The organism is Phenylobacterium sp. LjRoot225 (assembly GCF_964252855.1).
In the GTDB taxonomy this organism is placed as follows: domain Bacteria; phylum Pseudomonadota; class Alphaproteobacteria; order Caulobacterales; family Caulobacteraceae; genus Phenylobacterium.
The window spans coordinates 215,538-235,341 of the sequence record NZ_CAXUPL020000004.1; the positions used below are offsets into that span (position 1 = coordinate 215,538).

At 69.1% G+C, this 19,804-nt stretch carries 18 protein-coding genes; 16 read left to right on the forward strand and 2 right to left on the reverse strand.

The window, feature by feature from the left end; all coding sequences use genetic code 11:
- The first annotated feature begins 17 nt into the window (after nt 1–17).
- The 3 genes from ACSQ2B_RS21035 (at nt 18) to ACSQ2B_RS21045 (ending at nt 4,048) form a co-directional block, all read left to right on the forward strand.
- The gene (locus tag ACSQ2B_RS21035) at nt 18–2,297 is read left to right on the forward strand and encodes a TonB-dependent receptor (RefSeq protein WP_436052968.1); all 2,280 of its coding nucleotides are present in this window, start codon (nt 18–20) and stop codon (nt 2,295–2,297) included.
- Between the two features lie 292 nt (nt 2,298–2,589).
- The gene (locus ACSQ2B_RS21040) at nt 2,590–3,669 is read left to right on the forward strand and encodes a site-specific DNA-methyltransferase (RefSeq protein ID WP_436052970.1); all 1,080 of its coding nucleotides are present in this window, start codon (nt 2,590–2,592) and stop codon (nt 3,667–3,669) included.
- A 13-nt stretch (nt 3,670–3,682) separates the two neighbouring features.
- The gene (locus ACSQ2B_RS21045) at nt 3,683–4,048 is read left to right on the forward strand and encodes a carboxymuconolactone decarboxylase family protein (RefSeq protein ID WP_436052971.1); all 366 of its coding nucleotides are present in this window, start codon (nt 3,683–3,685) and stop codon (nt 4,046–4,048) included.
- Between the two features lie 58 nt (nt 4,049–4,106).
- Here the strand turns inward: ACSQ2B_RS21045 and ACSQ2B_RS21050 are convergent, their stop codons facing one another.
- The gene (locus tag ACSQ2B_RS21050) at nt 4,107–5,150 is read right to left on the reverse strand and encodes an A/G-specific adenine glycosylase (protein WP_436052973.1); all 1,044 of its coding nucleotides are present in this window, start codon (nt 5,148–5,150) and stop codon (nt 4,107–4,109) included.
- A gap of 141 nt (nt 5,151–5,291) precedes the next feature.
- Between ACSQ2B_RS21050 and ACSQ2B_RS21055 the strand changes: the two genes are divergently transcribed.
- The 10 genes from ACSQ2B_RS21055 (at nt 5,292) to ACSQ2B_RS21100 (ending at nt 15,709) form a co-directional block, all read left to right on the forward strand.
- Nucleotides 5,292–5,831 (forward strand): DUF721 domain-containing protein, encoded by a 540-nt coding sequence (locus ACSQ2B_RS21055; RefSeq protein ID WP_436052974.1) that lies wholly within the window; start codon nt 5,292–5,294, stop codon nt 5,829–5,831.
- Between the two features lie 63 nt (nt 5,832–5,894).
- Entirely contained in the window at nt 5,895–6,503 is a 609-nt protein-coding gene (locus ACSQ2B_RS21060; protein WP_436052976.1) for a DsbA family protein, read from the forward strand.
- 5 nt (nt 6,504–6,508) lie between these two features.
- Nucleotides 6,509–7,111: a DsbA family protein gene (locus ACSQ2B_RS21065; protein ID WP_436052978.1), complete on the forward strand. Its 603-nt coding sequence runs from the start codon at nt 6,509–6,511 to the stop codon at nt 7,109–7,111.
- A gap of 16 nt (nt 7,112–7,127) precedes the next feature.
- On the forward strand, nt 7,128–10,571 hold the full coding sequence (locus tag ACSQ2B_RS21070; protein WP_436052980.1) for an AAA family ATPase: 3,444 nt from the start codon (nt 7,128–7,130) through the stop codon (nt 10,569–10,571).
- A 204-nt stretch (nt 10,572–10,775) separates the two neighbouring features.
- Entirely contained in the window at nt 10,776–11,132 is a 357-nt protein-coding gene (locus ACSQ2B_RS21075; RefSeq protein ID WP_436052981.1) for an AtpZ/AtpI family protein, read from the forward strand.
- 16 nt (nt 11,133–11,148) lie between these two features.
- A complete protein-coding gene (locus tag ACSQ2B_RS21080; RefSeq protein ID WP_436052983.1) occupies nt 11,149–11,934 on the forward strand; it encodes a F0F1 ATP synthase subunit A in 786 nt (261 codons plus the stop codon).
- A 59-nt stretch (nt 11,935–11,993) separates the two neighbouring features.
- Nucleotides 11,994–12,218, forward strand: coding sequence for a F0F1 ATP synthase subunit C (locus tag ACSQ2B_RS21085; RefSeq protein WP_436052985.1), 225 nt, complete (start codon nt 11,994–11,996; stop codon nt 12,216–12,218).
- A 57-nt stretch (nt 12,219–12,275) separates the two neighbouring features.
- Nucleotides 12,276–12,881: a F0F1 ATP synthase subunit B family protein gene (locus ACSQ2B_RS21090; RefSeq protein ID WP_436052987.1), complete on the forward strand. Its 606-nt coding sequence runs from the start codon at nt 12,276–12,278 to the stop codon at nt 12,879–12,881.
- Nucleotides 12,881–13,384: a F0F1 ATP synthase subunit B gene (locus ACSQ2B_RS21095; protein WP_436052988.1), complete on the forward strand. Its 504-nt coding sequence runs from the start codon at nt 12,881–12,883 to the stop codon at nt 13,382–13,384. The genes ACSQ2B_RS21090 and ACSQ2B_RS21095 overlap by 1 nt, the downstream gene beginning before the upstream one ends.
- Nucleotides 13,385–13,564: 180 nt before the next feature.
- Nucleotides 13,565–15,709: an Ig-like domain-containing protein gene (locus ACSQ2B_RS21100; RefSeq protein WP_436052990.1), complete on the forward strand. Its 2,145-nt coding sequence runs from the start codon at nt 13,565–13,567 to the stop codon at nt 15,707–15,709.
- 22 nt (nt 15,710–15,731) lie between these two features.
- Here the strand turns inward: ACSQ2B_RS21100 and ACSQ2B_RS21105 are convergent, their stop codons facing one another.
- The gene (locus ACSQ2B_RS21105; protein ID WP_436052992.1) at nt 15,732–16,436 is read right to left on the reverse strand and encodes a GntR family transcriptional regulator; all 705 of its coding nucleotides are present in this window, start codon (nt 16,434–16,436) and stop codon (nt 15,732–15,734) included.
- A 166-nt stretch (nt 16,437–16,602) separates the two neighbouring features.
- Here ACSQ2B_RS21105 and ACSQ2B_RS21110 point away from each other — a divergent pair, with 166 nt between their 5' ends.
- Genes ACSQ2B_RS21110 through ACSQ2B_RS21120 form a run of 3 tightly spaced genes read left to right on the forward strand, consistent with a single transcriptional unit; the run spans nt 16,603 to nt 19,794 of the window.
- On the forward strand, nt 16,603–17,448 hold the full coding sequence (locus ACSQ2B_RS21110; protein ID WP_436052994.1) for a hypothetical protein: 846 nt from the start codon (nt 16,603–16,605) through the stop codon (nt 17,446–17,448).
- A 28-nt stretch (nt 17,449–17,476) separates the two neighbouring features.
- Nucleotides 17,477–18,175, forward strand: coding sequence for a cysteine hydrolase family protein (locus ACSQ2B_RS21115; RefSeq protein WP_436052995.1), 699 nt, complete (start codon nt 17,477–17,479; stop codon nt 18,173–18,175).
- Nucleotides 18,172–19,794 carry a hypothetical protein gene (locus ACSQ2B_RS21120; RefSeq protein ID WP_436052996.1) on the forward strand — a complete coding sequence of 541 codons (1,623 nt, stop codon included), beginning with the start codon at nt 18,172–18,174 and terminating at the stop codon, nt 19,792–19,794. The genes ACSQ2B_RS21115 and ACSQ2B_RS21120 overlap by 4 nt, the downstream gene beginning before the upstream one ends.
- Nucleotides 19,795–19,804 lie beyond the last annotated feature (10 nt).

A 19,804-nucleotide genomic window follows, 5' to 3' on the forward strand; every position in this document is an offset into this window, starting at 1 on the left:
AAGACGGGGAGGATAAGATGTATTCGAGAGCGACTTCATTGCGCGTGAGCATGCTGGCGGGCGCTGCGCTGGCGGGACTGGCCGCGAGCCTTGCGCCGTCCTGCGCGAGCGCGCAGGCGCCGGGCGAGGCCGGCGCGCCCGCCGCTCAGCTCGACGAGATCGTCGTCACCGCCCAGCGCCGCGAGGAGAACCTGCAGGAGGTTCCGATCGCCGTGACCGCGGTCGGCGAGCAGGCCCTGCAGAGGGCCGGGATCTCGACGACCAGCGCGCTGCCGCAGCTGGTTCCGAGCGTGCAGATGACCCGGTCCGGCCCCAGCGGGCTGTTCTTCGTCCGCGGCGTCGGCACCACCAACGCCGCCGCCGGGGAGGAGGGCGCCAACGCCCTCTATGTCGACGGGGTCTACATCGGCGACCTCAGCCAGACGATCAACAATTTCAACAATATCTCGCGTATCGAGGTGCTGAAGGGGCCGCAGGGCACACTGTTTGGCCGCAACGCCACCGGCGGCCTGATCCACGTCATCACCCGCGAGCCCGGCACGGAGAAGGTCCTCAAGGGCCAGATCGGCTACGGCAATTACGACACCGTGAGCGGCCAGCTCTATGCCGGGGGCCCCCTCGCGGAGAATCTTGCCGGCGACATCGCCTTGACCGGCTCGGATCAGAACAACGGCTGGGGCCGCAACCGGACCACCGGTCAGAAGATCAAGAAGCAGGAGTTCTGGGGCGCGCGGTCGAAGATCGTCTGGCGTCCGACCGACGCCCTCAAGTTCACGCTGGCCGGCGACTACAACCGCAACAAGGACGATCTCGGACTGGCCTGGCGTCTCGAGGACGGGGTGGTCGGCACCGGCGGCGTCATCGGCCCGCGCGGCCAGGACACCACCTCCAACACGCCGGCCCAGACCAATCTCAAGATCTGGGGCGTGAGCCTGACGGGCGAGGCGGATCTCGGGTTCGCCACCCTGACCAACGTGGCGGCCATGCGCCGCATCCGCAACCACTCGAGCTTCGACGTCGACGGCGGCCCGATCAACCTGGTCAACATCGACTACGTCGCCCACGCGCGGACCTACCAGGAAGAGCTGCGACTTGCGTCGAACGCCGAGGGCCGGCTGCAGTGGCAGACGGGCGCCTTCTACCTGCGGTCCGAGGCGGAAACCGACCAGACGCAGTTCGGCCTGGCCTTCGCGGCGCCGCCGCTCAGCGCGCGCCAGCTGGATATTCTCTCCAGCCTGAAGACCGATTCCTATGCGGCCTTCGGCGAGGCCACCTACGCCATCACGCCGACGACCAAGATCACCGGCGGCGTCCGCTACACCATGGATCGCCGGCATTTCGACGGAAACCAGACCCCGGTGTTCCTGACCGGGGTTGTCGGGCCGACGTCGTCGAACATCGCCAAGCTCAGCTACAACAAGTTCACCTATCGCGTCGCTCTCCGCCAGGAGATCAACGACGACGTCAGCGTCTATGCGTCGGTGAACCGCGGGTTCAAGGCCGGCTCCTTCAGCCTGCAGAGCCCGCTCAGCCCGGCGGTCAAGCCGCAGTACATCATGGCCTATGAGGCCGGGCTGAAGTCCGAGTGGTTCGACCGCAAGCTCCGGCTCAATCTCGCCGCCTACCACTACGACATCGACGACTATCAGGTGCGCTCGGCGGCCACCGCCAACCCGGGGGCATCGCTGCTGCTGAACGCCGCGACCGTGAAGGTGGACGGTTTCGACCTCGAATTCGAGGCCGCGCCGACCGAGGAGCTGCGGCTCTTCGGCGGGTTCACCGCCCTGGATTCGCGGTTCCACAAGTTCGGCGGTTCGCCGGTGGCGACGGTCCCGCAGGCGCCGATCGCCTATGCCAATCCGGCGACCTGTCCGGCGGCCCTCAGGGGAACCGAGGACCCCGGCGTGCTCGGCGCAGGCCCGCGCACCGGCGGCTTCACCACCTGTTTCGGCGACGTGTCCGGCAACGACACGCCGCTGGCGCCGACGTTCAGCGGCAGCTTCGGCGCAAGCTATACGGCGCAGGTGCAGCCCCAGGGCGAGCTGCGGATCTCGGCGCTCTACAGCTACAACAGCGGCTATGTGTTCGAGCCTGACAACCTGTTCGACCAGGGCCCGTACCAGCTGCTCAACGTGTCGATGGAATACCGGCCGACGGAACACTTCGGCGTCGAGTTCTGGGTGAAGAACCTGACGGGCACCGAATATAGCGTCCAGAAGCTGACCACGGGCACCGGCACGACCGTCGCGCTCGGCGCGCCGCGGACCTACGGCGTCAATCTGAAGTACGACTTCTGACGCCGGCCGCGCCCCCTCCGCTGTTGCGGACCGGGGCGCGCGGTCTCCGCACCCCCGGGCCGTTGTCGACAAATCCGAAAACCGCGCTCGCGCGGCCGCTTCACGCGATGGTCTCGAGCAGGGCCAATCGCGTGTTTCCTGCCGTCCGCAGGAGCTAAAGCCCCTCGATCTCCACCTTAGCGCGCAGGAACGGTGGGAAAGCGGCCGGTCTTAGGCTTTCATTCACCATGTTTTGCAACTCAGAATTCACCATGAGCATGTGAATTCAGGCTCTTGAGTTCACGAGGTTGAAATGGCGTTTCCGGCCGAGACCATCCTCCAGGGCGATTGCCTGGAAGAACTGAAGAAGTTGCCGGACCGTTCGGTCGATCTGGTGTTCGCTGATCCGCCCTACAATCTGCAACTTGGCGGCGAGCTTTTGCGTCCCGACAATTCCAAGGTCGATGCGGTCGACGACGACTGGGACCGGTTCGAGAGCTTCGAGACCTACGACACCTTCACCAAGGCCTGGATGGGCGAATGCCGCCGGGTGCTGAAGGACGACGGCGCACTGTGGGTGATCGGCAGCTACCACAACATCTTCCGGGTGGGCGCGACCCTGCAGGACCTGGGCTTCTGGATCCTGAACGACATCATCTGGCGCAAGTCCAACCCGATGCCGAACTTCAAGGGCACGCGCTTCACCAATGCGCACGAGACCCTGATCTGGGCGACCAAGAGCCGGGGCGGCAAGCGCTACACCTTCAACTACGACGCCATGAAGATGGCCAACGACGAGCTGCAGATGCGCTCGGACTGGACGCTGCCGCTGTGCACCGGCGAGGAGCGGCTGAAGGACGAGACCGGCGCCAAGGCCCACCCGACCCAGAAGCCCGAGGCCCTGCTGCACCGGTTGATCATGGCCTCGACCAAGCCGGGCGACATCATCCTCGACCCCTTCTTCGGCACCGGCACCACCGGGGCGGCCGCCAAGCGGCTGGGTCGTCGCTTCATCGGCATCGAGCGCGAAGAGGCCTACGCCAAGCTCGCCAAGGAACGGATCGCCCGGGTCATCCCGGTGGCGCCGGACGAGGTGGTGGTCACCAGCTCCAAGAAGTCGGAGCCGCGCATCCCGTTCGGCCAGATCGTCGAGGCGGGCCTGCTGCGCGCCGGCGACATTCTCTATGACACCAAGGGCCGCCACGCCGCTCGCGTCCGCGCCGACGGCAGCCTGGTGGTCGGCGAGGTCTCGGGCTCGATCCACAAGGTCGGCGCCTTGGTGCAGTCGGCGCCGGCCTGCAACGGCTGGACATACTGGCACTTCAAATCGGACAAGGGTCTCGCTCCGATCGACGTGCTGCGCGCAAAGGTTCGCAGCCAGATCGCCATCTGATCCGAGGCGAACAATGTCCGACAAATCCGAGCGCGCCGAACGCGGCGCCGAGACGTTTGCGACCGTCGTCGGCCGTCCCATGCACCCGCCGGGCTCGCCTTTCACCGAAGCCGCCCGGGATTTCGTCTTCGCCGAGGTCTGGTCGCGGCCGGGCCTGGACCTCCGCTCGCGCCGCTGGATCACCCTGGCCTGCGTCTGCGCCGCCCGCGCGCCGATGGCGATCAAGACCTATATCGAGGCCGCCCTCGACAGCGGCGACATCACCGAAGACGAGATGCGCGAGTTCGTCCTGCAGTTCGGCGTCTTCCAGGGTTTCCCCAAGGCGGCGGAGGTGGAGATCATCCTGGGGCAGATCCTCAAGGACCGCGCCGCAAGATAACCCCCGGTGTCATCCCGGTTTCGGCTTCGCGAAACCGGGATGACACTCAAGGTGGAGCTCAGAGCAGGTTCGACAGCCCGGCCTTCGCGGCCTTGAGGAAGACGCTCGGCAGGGCGTCGAGGTCGCGGCGGGGACTCCAGATCACGTCAGAGGCTTCGCCCTCGGCCCGCAGCAGCTGCAGCGTGAGCGAGAAGTGGGTGAAGACGTGCTCGACCTCGCCCACGCCGCGCCAGGGCGCCGTCGCCGGCGCCGCCGCCAGGGCCTCGGCGTCGCTCCAGCGGGCGCTGCGCCAGTCCGAGGTCGGCAGGGCCAGCATGCCGCCCAGCAGCCCCTTCGGCGGGCGGCGCACCAGGGCGATCTCGCTGCCGCGGGTCAGCACATAGGCCACCCCGTAGCGGTGCGGCCGCTCGGCCTTGGCGACCTTGCGCGGATAGGTCTCCGGCGCACCGCCGCGCGCCGCGCAGGCCGCCGCCGCCGGGCAGCGGTCGCAGAGCGGCGCCTTGGGCCGGCAGATGGTGGCGCCCAGGTCCATCAGCGCCTGAGCCCAGTCGCCGGGCCGCTCGTCGCGCACCAGGCTCTCGGCCAGGCGTTTGAGCTCGGGCTTGCCGTCGGGCAGCGGGGTTTCGAGGGCGAACAGCCGGGCCATGACGCGCTCGACATTGCCGTCGACGACATTGGTCGGAAGGTCGAAGGCGATCGCCGCCACCGCCGCGGCGGTATAGGGACCCAGTCCCGGCAGGGCGCGCAGGCCCTCTTCGGTGTCGGGAAAGACGCCGCCGTGGTCGCGGGCGACGGCGCGGGCGCAGGCCAGCAGGTTGCGGGCGCGGGCGTAGTAGCCGAGCCCCGCCCAGGCGGCCATCACCTCGCCGTCCGCCTCCGCCGCGAGATCCGACACGGTGGGCCAGCGAGCGGTGAATTTCAGGAAATAGGGCGTCGCGTGCGGCACGGTGGTCTGCTGCAGCATCACCTCCGACAGCCACACCCGGTAGGGATCGGCCCTCACCCCCCCCGCGCGCGCCTGCGGCCGCACCCGCCAGGGCAGGTCGCGGGCGTTGGCGTCATAATGGGCGAGCAGGGCGGCGCGGAGGTCGGCGGGGGTCACGGGCGGTGGGGTAGCATCGTCGGGCGGGGCAGGGAACGCGAAGATGCCGAACGCCCCCTCCGTCTCGCTTCGCCGACACCTCCCCCCAAAGGGAGGATCTTTGCGTCGCGTCCCGAACCTCGCCGCGCTAGGGTGCCTCTCATGCGCCGGCAGCTGCCCACGCCCGAAGAAGCGATGCGGATCCTGACCGCCAAGCGGACGCGTCCGCAGCACCGGGCGCCGCCGCCGGCCGGGCGCGCGCTCAACAAGACGCTGAAGGCGCTCGACGACCGCTTCGGCCAGGGGCCCGGCGCCCTTGTCGCCCGCTGGCGCGAGATCGTCGGCCCGGAGGTCGCCAAGCGCACCGAGCCGGTGAAGCTGGTCAAGGGCCGCAACGGATCGCCGTCCTCGCTGGAAATCCGGGTGGCGGGGCCGTCAGCCGCCATCATCCAGCACCAGGCCCATGACATATTGGCGCGGGTGAACCTCTTCCTGGGCTCCGAGGCGGTGCAGAAGCTGCGCATCGTCCAGGGCCCTCTGCGCGTGGGGATCGAGGCGCCGGCGCCGCCGCGCAAGCGCGCCGCCCCGCTCGATGCGGCCAAGGAGGCCCAGCTCGCCAAGGATCTTGCCGACGCCCCGGACGGGCCGCTGAAGGACGCCCTCACGCGCCTCGGCCGCGCCGTCATGCGCCGCCAGAGCTAGATCGCATCCGATCCTGCGGGAATCGGGCTTTAATCCTTTCTTCGTATTTCAGGGACCTCGCCCATGTTCAGCCGCCGCATCCTTCTCGTCGCCGCCGCCGTGGCCGGGCTCAGCCTCGCGGGCTGCAACAAGGGCGCGAGCGGACCGAGCGCCGGCGACATGAGCCTGGGCCCGGCCGACGCCAAGGTGAAGGTGGTGGAGTACGCCTCGGCCAGCTGCAGCCACTGCGCAAAGTTCAACAACGAGGTCTTCCCGGCCTTCAAGGCCAAGTACATCGACGCCGGCAAGGTGAGCTACACCCTGAAGGAGTTCCTGACCCCGCCCGAAGAGGTGGCCGCGGCGGGCTTCCTGGTGGCGCGCTGCGCTGGGAAGGACAAGTATTTCACGGTCCTCGACGCCATCTACAAGAACCAGGCGGAGATGTTCCAGACCGGCGACTTCCGCGGCGTCCTGCTGCGGATCGCCCAGTCGTCGGGGATGACCGAGGAGCAGTTCAACAAGTGCGTCTCCGACCCCGAGGCGCTGAAGGCGCTGAACGCTCGGGTGCAGAAGGCGATCAACGACGACAAGATCACCGGCACGCCGACCTTCGTCGTCAACGGCAAGAAGGTGGCCGAGGGCGAGGTGACGCTGGCCCAGCTCGACGCGGCGATCGCCGCGGCGTCGAAGTAGCCGCTGTGACCTCCACCCGCCGCATCCTGCTGAGCGCCGTCCTCGCCCTCACGGCAGGCGCGGCCTCGGCCGCGCCGGCGAACAAGCTGCCGCCGGCGCCTGGCGACATGAGCCTCGGCTCGCCCAGGGCGGCGGTGCAGGTCGTCGAGTACGCCTCGCTCAGCTGCTCGCACTGCGCCCGGTTCAACAGCGACGTCTTCCCGGCCTTCAAGGCCAAGTACGTCGACACCGGCAAGGTCCGCTACACTTTGCGCGAGATGCTGACGCCGCCGGCCGAGGTCGCCGCCGCAGGCTTCCTGATGGCGCGTTGCGCCGGGCCGAAGAGCTACTTCAAGGTCGTCGACGAGGTGTTCCGCAGCCAGTCCCAGTGGGAGGGCGAGATCAAGCCGATCTTCCTGGGCATCGCCAAGAACAACGGCATGACCGAGGCGCAGTTCGAGGCCTGCCTGAGCAGCCAGGCGGGCTACGAGGGCGTCAACGCGCGGGTGAAGGCGGCCATCGACGCCGGCGTCAACTCCACCCCGACCTTCTTCATCAACGGCAAGAAGTACGAGGGCGAGATGAGCCTGCAGCAGTTCAGCGCCGCCCTCGCCGCGGCCGGCAAATAGGGAGGCGAAGCAAGCCGTGCATTTCCAGCGGCTGCGCCTTTCCGGCTTCAAGTCCTTCGTCGATGCGACGGAGTTCAGGATCGAGCCTGGCCTGACGGGCATCGTCGGGCCGAACGGCTGCGGCAAGTCGAACCTGCTGGAGGCGCTGCGCTGGGTGATGGGCGCCAATTCCGCCAAGGCGCTGCGGGCGGGCGGCATGGACGACGTGATCTTCGCCGGCTCCGGCGCGCGTGCGTCGCGCAACCACGCCGAGGTCCAGCTCACCATCGACAACGCCGAGCGCCGGGCGCCGCCCAGCTTCAATGACCATCCGGTGCTGGAGGTGGTGCGCCGGATCGACCGCGGCGCCGGCTCGACCTACCGCATCAACGGCCGCGAGGTCCGCGCCCGCGACGTCCAGCTCTTGTTCGCCGACGCCTCGACGGGCTCGAATTCGCCGGCCCTGGTGCGCCAGGGGCAGATCTCCGAGCTGATCGGCGCCAAGCCGCAGAACCGCCGGATGATCCTGGAAGAGGCGGCGGGGGTTTCCGGCCTGCACTCGCGCCGGCACGAGGCGGAGCTGCGTCTCAGGGCCGCGGAGGCCAACCTCGCCCGCCTCGACGACGTCGCCCGCGAGCTGGAGAGCGCGCTGAACCGGCTGAGGCGCGAGGCCCGTCAGGCCGAACGCTACAAGAAGCTGTCCGCCGAGATCCGCGCCCTGCAGGGCGCCGTGCTCTACGCCCGCTGGAACGAGGCCCGCGAGGCGGCCCAACGGCTGACGTCGGAGGCGCACGCCGCGGCCCGTGCGGTGGAGGAGACGGCGCGCGCCGCCGCCCAGGCGACCCTGCGGTCGACCCAGGCCGAAGAAGCCCTGAAGCCGCTGCGCGAGGCCGAGACGATCTCCGCGGCCATCCTGCACAAGCTGGCCATCGACAAGGAGCGGCTCGACCGCGAGGCCGAGGCCTACGCCGCCGAACTCGCCCGCCTGTCCGACGAGATCGCCCGCATCGACGCCGACCGCGCCCGCGAGGCGCACATCGTCGAGGACGCCGACGCCGCCTTGAAGCGGCTGGCCGGGGACCTCGGCGCGCTGGAGGCCGCGGTGGCCAGCTTGTGCAGGATGGCCGCGGAGATGGAGGCCGCCGCCCGCGCCGCCGAGGCCGCCCGCGCCGCCGCCGACGCCGAGGTCGAACGGCTCGCCGCCCAGGTCGCCGCCGACGAGGCCCAGCGCCGCGCCGCGACCCAGCGGGTCCAGGAGGCCGAGGCGCGCGTCAGCCGCACCCAGCGCGCCCTCGACCAGGCCCGCCGCGAGCGCGAGGCGCTCGGCCTGGCCGCCAATCCTCAGGCGGTCCAGGCGAAGTCTGATCTGGACGCCGCCGAGGCGGCCCTGGCCGCCGCCCGCGCCGCGCTGGAGGCGGCCGAAGAGACCCGGTCCAGGACCATCGAGACCGAGGCCGTCGCCCGCGACGCGGCCCGCAAGCTCGACGAACAGCTCAGCCGGCTGACGGCGGAGGCCCGGGCGCTCGCCAGCGTCGCGACCCAGGCCCGCCGCGGCGGCTTCGCCCCGGCGCTGGACTCCGTGCGCCCCGACCGCGGCTACGAGGCTGCGTTGGCCGCGGCCCTGGGCGACGACCTGGACGCAGCCCTCGACGCCAAGGCGCCGGCCTACTGGGGCGGCCGCGAAGCCGGGGCTCCGGCCTGGCCGGACGGGGCTGCGCCGCTTGGTCCGCTGGTGAAGGCGCCCGAGGCGCTGGCCGCGCGGCTGGCCTTCACCGCCCTGGTCGCCCGCGCCGACGGCGCGCGGCTGCAGGGCCAGCTTCCGCCAGGTTGCCGGCTGGTCTCGAGGGAGGGCGACCTCTGGCGCTGGGACGGCTTCACCGCCCGGGCCGACGCGCCAAAGCCCGCCGCGGTGCGGATGGAGCAGAAGACCCGGCTCGCCGAGCTGGAGAATGAGATCGAGGCCCTGGCTCCCCGCGCCACGGCCGCGCGCGAGACCCTGGGCCAGGCCGCCGCCGCCCTGCGCGCTGCGGAGGAGGCGCTGAAGGCCGGCCGCCGTGAGCCGCCCCTCTGGGAGCAGAAGGCCGCCGCCGCCCGCCAGGCGCTGGCCCGTTTCGAACAGGAGGCCGCCCGCAAGGAGGCCCAGGCCGCTTCGCTCGACGAGCTGATCAGCCGCTTCGCGGCGGAGCTGGCCGAGCACCAGGCGGCGTTCGACCAGGCCCGCGCCGACGCCGGCGAGGGCGGCCCTGTCACCGACCTGCCGCGCGAGCTGGCCGAGGCGCGGGCCAGCCAGGGCCGCGCCCGGGAGACGGCGAACGCCGCCCGCAGCGCCCTGGAGCAGGAGGTCCGCGAGCGCGACGGTCGGGCGCGGCGGCTGGAGAGCCTGACCAAGGACCGCGACGACTGGACCCGCCGGGCCCAGGCCGCCGCACGGCGTCTGGAGGCGCTCACCGAGGCGCGCGGCAAGGCCGAGGCGTCCTTACGCGCCGCCGAGGCTGCGCCCGGCACGCTGGAGACCCGCCGCGCGGTCCTGCTGGACGAGTTCTCCGCCGCCGAGGCCCGCCGCGCCAAATCGTCCGATGCTCTGGCCGCCGGCGAGCGGGAGCGCACCGAGGCCGACCGGGCCTTGCGCGCCGGCGACGCCGCGGCCGCCGAGGCTCGCGAGGTCCGCGCCAGCCTGTCCGCCCACGCCGAGGCCGCGCAGCAAAGGCTGGGCGAGGTCACGGCGCAGATCCGCGAGACCGCCCGCGTCGAGCCGGAGGAGCTCGCCCGCCGGATGGCCGACGAGGCCGTGGCCATCCCGGGCGACGCCGGCGGCATCGAGGCCCACCTCCATAATCTGGAACGCCAGCGCGACGGCGTCGGGCCGGTCAACCTGCGGGCCGAGGAGGAGGCGGGCGAACACGCTGCAAGGCTGCACACCATGCAGACCGAGCGCTCGGACCTCACCGGCGCGATCGCCCGGCTGCGCCAGGGCATCGACGAGCTGAACGGCGAGGGGCGCGAACGGCTGGTCGCCGCCTTCGACATCATCAACGAGCACTTCAAGACCCTGTTCGCCACCTTGTTCGAAGGCGGCCAGGCGGAGCTGCGCCTGGTGGAATCCGAGGATCCGCTGGAGGCGGGGCTGGAGATCTACGCCTGTCCGCCCGGCAAGCGGATGGCGACCATGAGCCTGATGAGCGGCGGCGAACAGGCGCTGACGGCGGCGGCCCTGATCTTCGCCGTCTTCCTGGCCCAGCCGGCGCCGATCTGCGTGCTCGACGAGGTCGACGCCCCGCTCGACGACGCCAATGTCGACCGCTTCTGCAACATGCTGGACGAGATGGCGCGGCGAACCAAGACCCGCTTCATCGCCATCACCCACAACCCGGTGACCATGGCGCGGATGGACCGGCTGTTCGGGGTGACCATGGGCGAGCGCGGCGTGTCGCAGCTGGTCTCTGTCGACCTGCATCAGGCCGCCGCCATGGCCGCGCAATAAGGCGCCGGGCGGGCGGATATTTCGAGATTGTAGCGTTGCCGGCCCTGTGGATAGAGGTTTTGGACGAAAAACTCTGCGTATTCAATCGGATAGACAATATTCGCCCAGCCTTGACGCACCGCACCACGCTCTATAGGTTCCGCGCGACTTTCGAAGCCCCCTACCGCGGCGGCGACGTCGTGGTCGCCTAGGTGACCTAGACGCATGCCACCTCCGGACGAGACCCGCGAAGAGACGATTCGTCGCCTCCAGCAAAGGGCCGGCGCGCTTGAAGCGCGCGCCAACCCGGAGCCGCGTGACTTGGGCTCACATGCCGCCGGCTACGGCTATCGGCTGCTGGGCTTGTTGATAGGCGGGGTTTTTGTGGGGTTGGGTTTCGGCTTTGCGATCGATGCGATCGCCGGGACGAAGCCTTGGGGACTGATCATCGGGGTCCTTGCCGGCTTCGGCGTTTCGCTCTGGATGACCATTCGGTCAGCCAAGGCGATGGCCGCGGAAGCTGCGCAGGATTGGGGTCCGCCACAGGATCTCGGCCCCGAGGACGACAAAGAAGACGATTAACGGAGACCGAGGCGGCATGGCCGACCCGATGCATCAGTTTGAGATTCACAAGATTGTGGATCTGCCCGACATCACCCTTCCGGGCGTTGGCGCCATTGATATGGCGCTGACCAACTCGACGCTGGCTATGACCCTCGCCGCCGGTCTGATCGTCGCCTTCATGGCGGCTGTCACGGCCAGGCCGCAGGTCGTGCCGGGCCGGGTCCAGGTGATCGGCGAGGCCGCCTTCAACTATATCGACAACCTCGCGGTCGGGATCATCGGCCACGAGGGGCGGAAGTTCTTCCCCTTCCTGTTTACCATCTTCCTGTTCATTCTGACGATGAACGTCCTGGGCCTGTTCCTGGTGTTCACCGCGACCTCGCAGCTGGCGGTGACCGCCACGCTCGGCGTCATGACCTTCCTGCTGGTGCTGGGCGTCGGTTTCGCCCGCAACGGCCTGGGCTTCTTCAAGCTGTTTTTCCCCTCGGGCGTGCCCTGGTACATGCTGATCCTGGTCACCCCGATCGAAGTGATCTCCTTCCTGCTGCGCCCGGTCACCCTCGCCCTTCGTCTGTTCGGCAACATGCTGGGCGGCCACGTGGCGATGAAGGTGTTCGCCGGCTTCGTGGTCTCGCTGGGCACGCTCGCCGCCGGCGGCGGCCTGGGCCTGCTGGGCATCCCCGGCGCCGCGCTCGCGCTCGGCGGCGTGGTGGCGCTGACGGCGCTGGAGTTCCTGGTGGCCTTCCTTCAGGCCTTCGTCTTCGCGGTTCTCGCCTGCGTCTATCTCAACGACGTGGTGAACCTCGGCCATCATCACTGACGGCCGAACTACCCAACCAACACAACATCAACTCTCATAATTAGACGGGACTAAAAAACATGGATCCGGCAGCGGCTAAGTTCATCGGTGCGGGCATCGCCACCCTCGGCATGCTGGGCGCCGCCATCGGCGTCGGCATGATCTTCTCGGGCTTCCTGCAAGGCGCGACCCGCAACCCGTCGGCCGCCGGCGGCCAGTTCACGAACCTGATCCTGGGCGCGGCTCTGACCGAAGCCCTGGGCATTCTGGCCTTCGTGCTCGGCCTGCTCATCCTCTTCAGCTAATCGCCCTGCGCGAGGCGGGTTTCCCCCGCCTCGCCGTCTTAGGATCGACGAAGCCTTATGGCCGCCGAAACCCATACCGAGACGGTCGTCGCAACGGAGGGCGCTCTGCCCTCTGGGGAAGCCGCCCACACGACGGCGACCAGCGAGCAACCGCACAAGAGCGGCGGCCTGCCGCAATTCCAGGTGGAACATTGGGGCGGCCAGGTCATCTGGCTGCTCATCGTGTTCGCGGTCCTGTACGCCCTGCTGGCGAAGGTCTTCGTGCCTCGCCTGCGCGGCATCCAGGACACCCGCGCCAAGACCATCGCTGACGCGGTGGAGCAGGCGCGGCGCGTCCAGGCCGAGGCTGACGCCCAGGCCGCCGCCGCCAAGGCCGAGATCGACGACGCCCGCGCCCAGGCGCGCCGCTTCGCGACCGAGGCCAAGGCCAAGGCGCAGGCCGATCTCACCGCCAGCCAAGCCGCCGAGGACCTGCGCCTCCAGGCCGAGTTGGAGAAGGCCGAGACCCGGATCCGCGCCATGCGCGACCAGGCCATGGCCAACGTCGGACAGATCGCCGCCGAGACCGCTCAAGCGATCGTCGCCAAACTCACCGGAGCCGCGCCTTCGCGGACCGAGGTGGATGCGGCGCTGACCGCCCGCACGCCGGAAGGAGTGGCCTGATGCCCGCGCTCCTGAACCCCGCCGAGGCCGAATTCTGGGTCGGCGTCGGCTTGCTCATCTTCCTGGCGATCGTCGTTTTCGTCGCCAAGGCGCCGGCGAAGATCCTCAGCGCCCTCGACGCCCAGTCCCAGGCGATCCAGACCAACCTCGACGAGGCGGCCCGGATCCGCGAGGAGGCCCAGCGCCTGCTCGAGACCCTGAAGGCCGAACGCGCCGAGGCCGAGCGTCACGCCAAGGAAATGCTGGCCCAGGCTCACGCCCAGGTCGCGCGCCTGGAAGCCGACGCCAAGGCCAAGCTCGAAGAGAGCCTGGCCCGGCGTCAGCTGATGGCCGAACGCAAGATCGCCACGGCCGAGGCGCAGGCCGCGGCCGACGTCAAGGCGGTGGCCGCCGACATGGCCACCCAGGCCGCCGAGACCATGCTCGCCCAACGCCTCGTCGGCGCCAAGGCGGACCCCCTGGTCGACGCGGCGATCAGCCAGATCGCGACCAAGCTGCAGTAGTTTCCGCGGCATCTGAATTGAGAAAGGCCCCGGAGTTCACTCCGGGGCTTTTTTCGTTTTGGCGGAGAGCCGCGCCAGGCCGCCAAGACGCCACGGATGGACAATCTAAAGTGGTAGTTATTACAAATTACGCCTAGCCTTCATTAGCCTTCCATTGCGTGGAGGACGAGGGGGGCGACTATGCCGACGACTATTCTAGGCGCTTCCCTAGGTCCGACGTCGCCCAGCGGCCTGGCGGACGTCGCCATCGTCAACGGCTACGTCAACAACGTCCGCGACACCGCGAGCCAGACGCTGACCGGCCTGGCCGATGCGGGGGCCACGGTGAGGGTGTACAACGGCGCGACCCAGCTCGGGACCGCCACCGCCGACGAGAGCGGGGCCTGGAGCTTCACGCTCGGGCGGCTGGCGGACGGGCCCTACAAGCTGACCGCCACCGCCGTCGACGCGGAGGGACACGTCAGCGCCGCGAGCGAGATCCTCAGCTTCAAGGTCGACACCCGGCCGCCATCCAAGCCCGGAACCCTGGCCGACGCCGCCATCTCGAAGGGCCACGTCAACGCGGAGCACAACACCGCCAGCCAGGCCTTCACCGGCAAGACCGACGCGGGCGCCACGGTCACCGTCTACGACGGCGAAATCCAGCTGGGGACCGTCAAGGCCGGCGGCGACGGGACCTGGAGCTTCACCCTGGGGCAGCTCTCCGAGGGCGCCCACAAGCTGACGGCGAGCGCCACCGACATCGTCGGCAACACCAGCGACCGCAGCGACATCCTGGCCTTCACAGTCGACACCCATGCGCCGGGCGCGCCCAGCGGCCTTGCGGACGCCAAGATCATCGGCGGCTATGTCAACGCCGCCCACGACGTCGCCAACCAGGCGCTCACCGGCAAGGCCCAGGCCTACGCCTTCGTCACCGTCTATGACGGGGCGACCAAGCTGGGCCAGGTCCAGGCGAGTGGGACAGGCACGTGGAGCTATACGCTGGGCAAGCTCGCCGACGGCGACCACAGCCTCCCCGCCACGGCCGCCGACAAGGCCGGCAACACCAGCGCGCCCAGCGCAGCCCTGGCCTTCACCGTCGACACCCATGCGCCGGGGGCGAACATCTTCGCCATCCAGGAGACCGGGCACCTCTTCATGGCCGGCGGGACCGAGCCGGGCTCGGTCATCACGATCTCCGAAGGCGAGACGATCCTCGGGACGACGGTCGTCGACGAAGGCGCCAACTGGAGCATGACGCTCTCCGGCCTGGCCGACACGGTCCACAACTTCACGATCTCCGCGGCCGATCCGGCCGGCAACAAGTCGACGACGACGCTGAAGCTCTACCATGGCGGAACGATCATTTTCGGTGACGGCGACGTCGTTCTCAGCGGCCACGCCGCGGCGGCAGGGGAAACGCTGAACTACAGCGATCCCCCCTCAACCCCTTCGCAGGTGTTGACCTTGGTCGGCGACGTGAACGGCTTGTCGGGCCAGGCCAGCGGCGGCGACGACATCCTCACCCTCTCCTATTGGTCGCCCATTGTGATCGGGGACGCACTCTCGATCACGGACGACGCCCACGGCGGCGATGACCAGATTTCCTCATCGAGCGGGCAGCGCACAGCGACGTCCGTGGGAGATGCTGTGTCGTTGAGCGGGCACGCCACGGGCGGCGACGACACCGTCAGCGCCGTCTGCGTCTTTCTCGGCGGCTCCGTCGGCATAGGCGACGCCAATTCCATGACGGACTACGCGCGCGGCGGCGACGACGTGGTCACGGCTGCGGGGGCGGGCAAGTTCTCGATCGGCGTCGCCTATGGCGACGCCGGGACCATGAGCGGAAATGCCGTGGGGGGGCGCGACACGGTGACGGCTGTTGTCGCTTTCGGAGACGCCGGCTCGCTGACCGACAACGCCCAAGGCGGCGACGATGTGGTGACCGGAGAGGACCACGCTCCCTATTGGACGAACTTGCTTTATGGCGACGGCGCGGAGCTGCTGGACCACGCGAGGGGCGGGAACGACACCGTGGTCGGGACCTCCAGCGCCGACGATCAAATGTGGGGCGACGCGGCGACCGTCCAGTCGACAGCGACCACCGGAGCCGACCTCTTCGTCATTCAGTGGAACGGCGGCCGGGATGAAATCGTGGATTTCGAGCTGGGGAAGGACCGGATCGAAGTCGACGGCTACGGGTTCACCGGGTTCGCCGACCTCTCTAGTCATTTCCAGAACACGGCGGAGGGGGTGCAGATCTCCCTCGACGCGTACAACAAGATCCTGGTGCGCGGCGTGACCGTCGCCCAGTTGACCGCAGGGGATTTTGTCTTCGGCTAGCGCTCAGGCTTGAGCCTTACCCTCAGACCTGCCCGGCAGGGACGGCGACGCCCAGGCGGGCGAGCTTCTCGAAGGAGGCGCCGACGATGTCGACGTGCTGCAGCATGGCGGCGTGGGCGCGGGCGGGTTCGCCGGAGATGATCGCCTTGACCACCGCCTCGTGCTCGGCGTGCGAGCTGGGCAGGCGGCCGGCGGTGCGGAACTGCGCCCGGCGGTAGGCCGCCACCCGCCGTCGCAGCGCCGTCGTCGCCTCCTCCAGGAGGCTGTTGTGCGCCCCCTGGTAGATCTGGGCGTGGAAGGTCTCGTTGGCGGCGCGGAATTCGTCCACCTCGCCGCGCTCGGCCATGCCGCCCATGCGCTCGTGCAGGCGCTGCAGGCCGCGGCGTTCGAGCGGGCTCATGCTCATGGCGGCGAGGCGTGCGCAGGTCGCCTCCATCTCGGCCATGGCGACGAACATCTCCTCGAGCTGCTCCGGAGTGATCTCGGCGACGAAGGCCCCGCGGTTGGGCCGAAGCTCGATCAGGCCGGTGCTGGCGAGCTGGCGCAGGGCTTCGCGCACCGGTGTGCGCGACACCTGAAAACGCTGGGCCAGACCGCGCTCGTCGAGCTTGGCGCCGGGCAGGAGCTCGCCGCTCAGCAGGATCGCCTCGATCTGCTCGGCCAGGCTCCGCGAGCCCGGGCGCTGGGCGCGGTCGTCGTCCGCGGATGGGGGCACGTCCTTCGTCACTCTCAACATCTCGTTCTGTGTGCAGCTTGATCAAACACTGTTCGCCTAGCGCGCAGATGTGAACGAACGCCGACGTTGGTATGCAAAATACGTTAATCCGGACGGATTGCATGCATCAATGCCTCCAGACGCGCCGCTGAGGCGCGCGTGAAGCGGGGGTGTCTCAATGCTGAAGATCTGTGGGGTGGCGGCGGCCATCGCATTCCTGGGATCGGCGCCGGCGTTGGCGCAGGAGGCTGGGCCCAGTCTGCACGGTTTCGCCGACCTGTCCGTCAAGAACGACTACATCACGCCGCGCGGCCTGCACGTGACCTCGACAGGGTCGACCGTACAGTTCCTGAACGGCTTGGTGCTCGATTTTCCGCAGGATCCCGCCGGCGTGGTGACTGACATCTCCCTGGTGGCGGGCACCTGGACTGATTTCAATCCCGGCGCTGCCGGGGTCCAGACCCTCAACGAGTTCGACTGGTTCGTCGGGGCCAATGCAAAGCTCGGCAAGTCTTGGACGATCGGGGCGCAATTCGTTCAGTTCATCAGCGCGCCGGGGAACTTCGACACCGAGAACAATATCGAGTTCAGCCTTTCCTACGCCGACAAGCTCACGCCGATCTCGATCAACCCCTACGCCAAGTTCTTCTGGGCGGTCAGCGGCGACTCGACCGTCGTTCTCGGCAAACGCGGCGACACCTTCGACATCGAACTGGGCGCTGTGCCGACCTGGGACCTGCATCCCTATGGCGCGCCGGTCGTGCTCTCGGCTCCGACCTGGGTGACCGTGGGGCCGAAGTCCTACTGGGGGGGCGACCAGAACGCCGGGGTGTTCTCGACCGGTTTGAAGGCGACCCTGCCGCTGAAGACCCCGCCGGCGACCGGCCATTGGTCGGTCTACGCCGGCTATCAGTACTACTACCTGATCAACGATCAGCTGGTGGCCGCCCAATCGATCCTCAACAACGGCATGGACGATCGGAATCTGCATCTCGTCCAGGTCGGCGTCGGCCTGGGCTTCTAACGTCGTCGCACAGATGCAGGAGGTCGCAATGGATATCGAGGCCAGACCTTATCCTTATCGGCTGGAGCCGGATCGGACGGCCCTGGTGATCATCGATATGCAGCGTGACTTCCTGCAACCGGGCGGGTTCGGGGCGGCTCTTGGGAATGACGTCGGCCAGCTGGCCGGCGTCGTCGCTCCGACCCAGCGCCTGCTGGCGGCCGCGCGGGCCTCTGGTTTGCTCGTTGTCCACACCCGCGAAGGCCACCGTCCGGACCTCAGCGACCTGCACCTCGCCAAACATCGGCGCGGCGGCGGGTCGCTGAGGATCGGCGACAAGGGCCCGATGGGCCGGATCCTGGTGCGCGGCGAGGCGGGTCACGACATCGTCCCGGAACTCGCGCCGCTGCCCGGCGAGCCGGTGGTCGACAAGCCCGGCAAAGGCGCCTTCTACGCCACCGACCTGGAGCTCATGCTGCGCGCCCGCGGCGTCACCCAGCTGCTGATCTGCGGGGTCACCACCGAGGTCTGCGTCAACACCACGGCGCGCGAGGGCAACGACCGCGGCTTCGAGGTCCTGGTCGTCTCCGACTGCACCGGCTCCTACTTCCCCGAATTTCACCTCCAGGCCCTGGAGATGATCCAGGCCCAGGGGGGCGTCGTCGGCTGGGTCGCCCCGTCCGACGCCATCATCCAAGCTCTCGCGGCGTCCGCCGCGTCCCCGCGCCAGAGGAGCGCCCAACCATGACCGCCACGTCCATCGCGCCGGGGTCAGGCCCCGCGTCCGCCGCCACGCGCCCGCCGTTCTGGACGCCGGGCGACTGGAACGCGCTGTTCGGCTTCGGCACCAACATCCTCGTCAACGTCCTGGTGCTGACCGGCCTGCTGCGGTTCGTGCTGCAGATGCCGTCCGAGATCGTCTTCGGCCGCATCCTGCCGGCGACCGGCCTGATGATGTTCCTGAGCACCATGTACTACGCCTGGCTGGCGCGGCAGCTGGCCGTCAAGACCGGCCGCACCGACGTCTGCGCCCTGCCGTCGGGCATCAGCGTGCCGCACATGTTCGTCGTCGTCTTCGTCGTGATGATGCCGATCCTGAACGCCACCAAGGACCCGCTGCAGGCCTGGGGCGCAGGCCTCACCTGGGTGTTCGTCCAGAGCTTCGTGCTGATGATCGGCGGCTTCATCGCTCCGGTGATCCGCAAGATCACGCCCCGCGCCGCCCTGCTGGGCTCGCTGGCCGGCATTTCGCTGACCTTCATCTCGATGAGCCCGGCGGCGCAGGTCTTCACCACCCCGGGTATCGGCCTGATCTGCCTGGTGGTGATCCTGATCAGCTGGCTGGGCGGGGTGCGCTATCCGAAGGGCATGCCCGGCGGGCTGGTGGCCATCGCCATCGGCGCCGGGATCGCCTGGGTCGCCACCCTGGCCGGCTACCCCATGGGCGGCGTCGGCCCGACGCAGGTCGGCGAGGCGCTCGGAACCTTCGGCCTCCACCTGCCGACCCCGGCCATTCCGGAACTGGTCGGGGGCTTCAAATACATCGGCGTCATCCTGGTCACCGCCATTCCGTTCGGCATCTACGACCTGGTCGAAGCCCTGGACAACGTCGAGAGCGCGTCTGCGGCCGGGGACAGCTTCCCGACCACCCGGGTGCTCACCGCCGACGGCGTGGTCAGCCTGATCGGCTGCCTGATGGGCAACCCCTTCATCAACGCCGTCTACATCGGCCATCCCGGCTGGAAGGCCATGGGCGGGCGCGGCGGCTATTCGGCGGCCACCGGCGTCCTGATGCTGGTGCTGACCTGGCTGGGCGTGGTCGCCGTGCTGATGGCGATCATTCCCTCCGTCGCCCTGCTGCCGATCCTGCTCTACATCGGCATGCTGATCGGCGCTCAGGCCTTCCAGGAGAGCCCGCACAACCATGCGCCGGCGGTCGTCCTGGCGCTGGTTCCGCAGGTGGCGGCCTGGGGCAAGACGCAGATCGACAATGCGCTGGGCGCGGCCGGGACCAATGCCGCCGATGTCGGCCTCGACAAGCTGGCCCAGGGCGGCGTGCTGTACCACGGGCTTTCGATCCTCGGCAGCGGCGCGACCCTGGCCGGCATCATCCTGGGCTCGGTCGCCGTGCTGATCATCGACCGCAAGCTCGACAAGGCGGCCTGCTTCGCCTTCGCCGGCGCGGTGCTGACTTTCTTCGGCCTGATCCACTCCGAAGCCATCGGAATAGCCAAAACCCCCCTGGTCGCGGCGAGCTATCTCGGTTGCGCCATCTTCCTGCTGGTCTGCGCCAAGCGCGCGCAGCAAGCTGACGCCGCGATCGTCCATGCGCCGACGATCGAACACGGAGTGGGCGAGCCGGCATGAGTTCGTTGCA

Coding starts and splice junctions, on each gene's coding strand:
- ACSQ2B_RS21045 (WP_436052971.1), top strand. CDS start 3,683: ATGTCCGACAAATCCGAGCGCGCCGAACGCGGCGCCGAGACGTTTGCG.
- ACSQ2B_RS21100 (WP_436052990.1), top strand. CDS start 13,565: ATGCCGACGACTATTCTAGGCGCTTCCCTAGGTCCGACGTCGCCCAGC.
- ACSQ2B_RS21075 (WP_436052981.1), top strand. CDS start 10,776: ATGCCACCTCCGGACGAGACCCGCGAAGAGACGATTCGTCGCCTCCAG.
- ACSQ2B_RS21095 (WP_436052988.1), top strand. CDS start 12,881: ATGCCCGCGCTCCTGAACCCCGCCGAGGCCGAATTCTGGGTCGGCGTC.
- ACSQ2B_RS21085 (WP_436052985.1), top strand. CDS start 11,994: ATGGATCCGGCAGCGGCTAAGTTCATCGGTGCGGGCATCGCCACCCTC.
- ACSQ2B_RS21060 (WP_436052976.1), top strand. CDS start 5,895: ATGTTCAGCCGCCGCATCCTTCTCGTCGCCGCCGCCGTGGCCGGGCTC.
- ACSQ2B_RS21040 (WP_436052970.1), top strand. CDS start 2,590: ATGGCGTTTCCGGCCGAGACCATCCTCCAGGGCGATTGCCTGGAAGAA.
- ACSQ2B_RS21080 (WP_436052983.1), top strand. CDS start 11,149: ATGGCCGACCCGATGCATCAGTTTGAGATTCACAAGATTGTGGATCTG.
- ACSQ2B_RS21035 (WP_436052968.1), top strand. CDS start 18: ATGTATTCGAGAGCGACTTCATTGCGCGTGAGCATGCTGGCGGGCGCT.
- ACSQ2B_RS21120 (WP_436052996.1), top strand. CDS start 18,172: ATGACCGCCACGTCCATCGCGCCGGGGTCAGGCCCCGCGTCCGCCGCC.
- ACSQ2B_RS21055 (WP_436052974.1), top strand. CDS start 5,292: ATGCGCCGGCAGCTGCCCACGCCCGAAGAAGCGATGCGGATCCTGACC.
- ACSQ2B_RS21110 (WP_436052994.1), top strand. CDS start 16,603: ATGCTGAAGATCTGTGGGGTGGCGGCGGCCATCGCATTCCTGGGATCG.
- ACSQ2B_RS21090 (WP_436052987.1), top strand. CDS start 12,276: ATGGCCGCCGAAACCCATACCGAGACGGTCGTCGCAACGGAGGGCGCT.
- ACSQ2B_RS21115 (WP_436052995.1), top strand. CDS start 17,477: ATGGATATCGAGGCCAGACCTTATCCTTATCGGCTGGAGCCGGATCGG.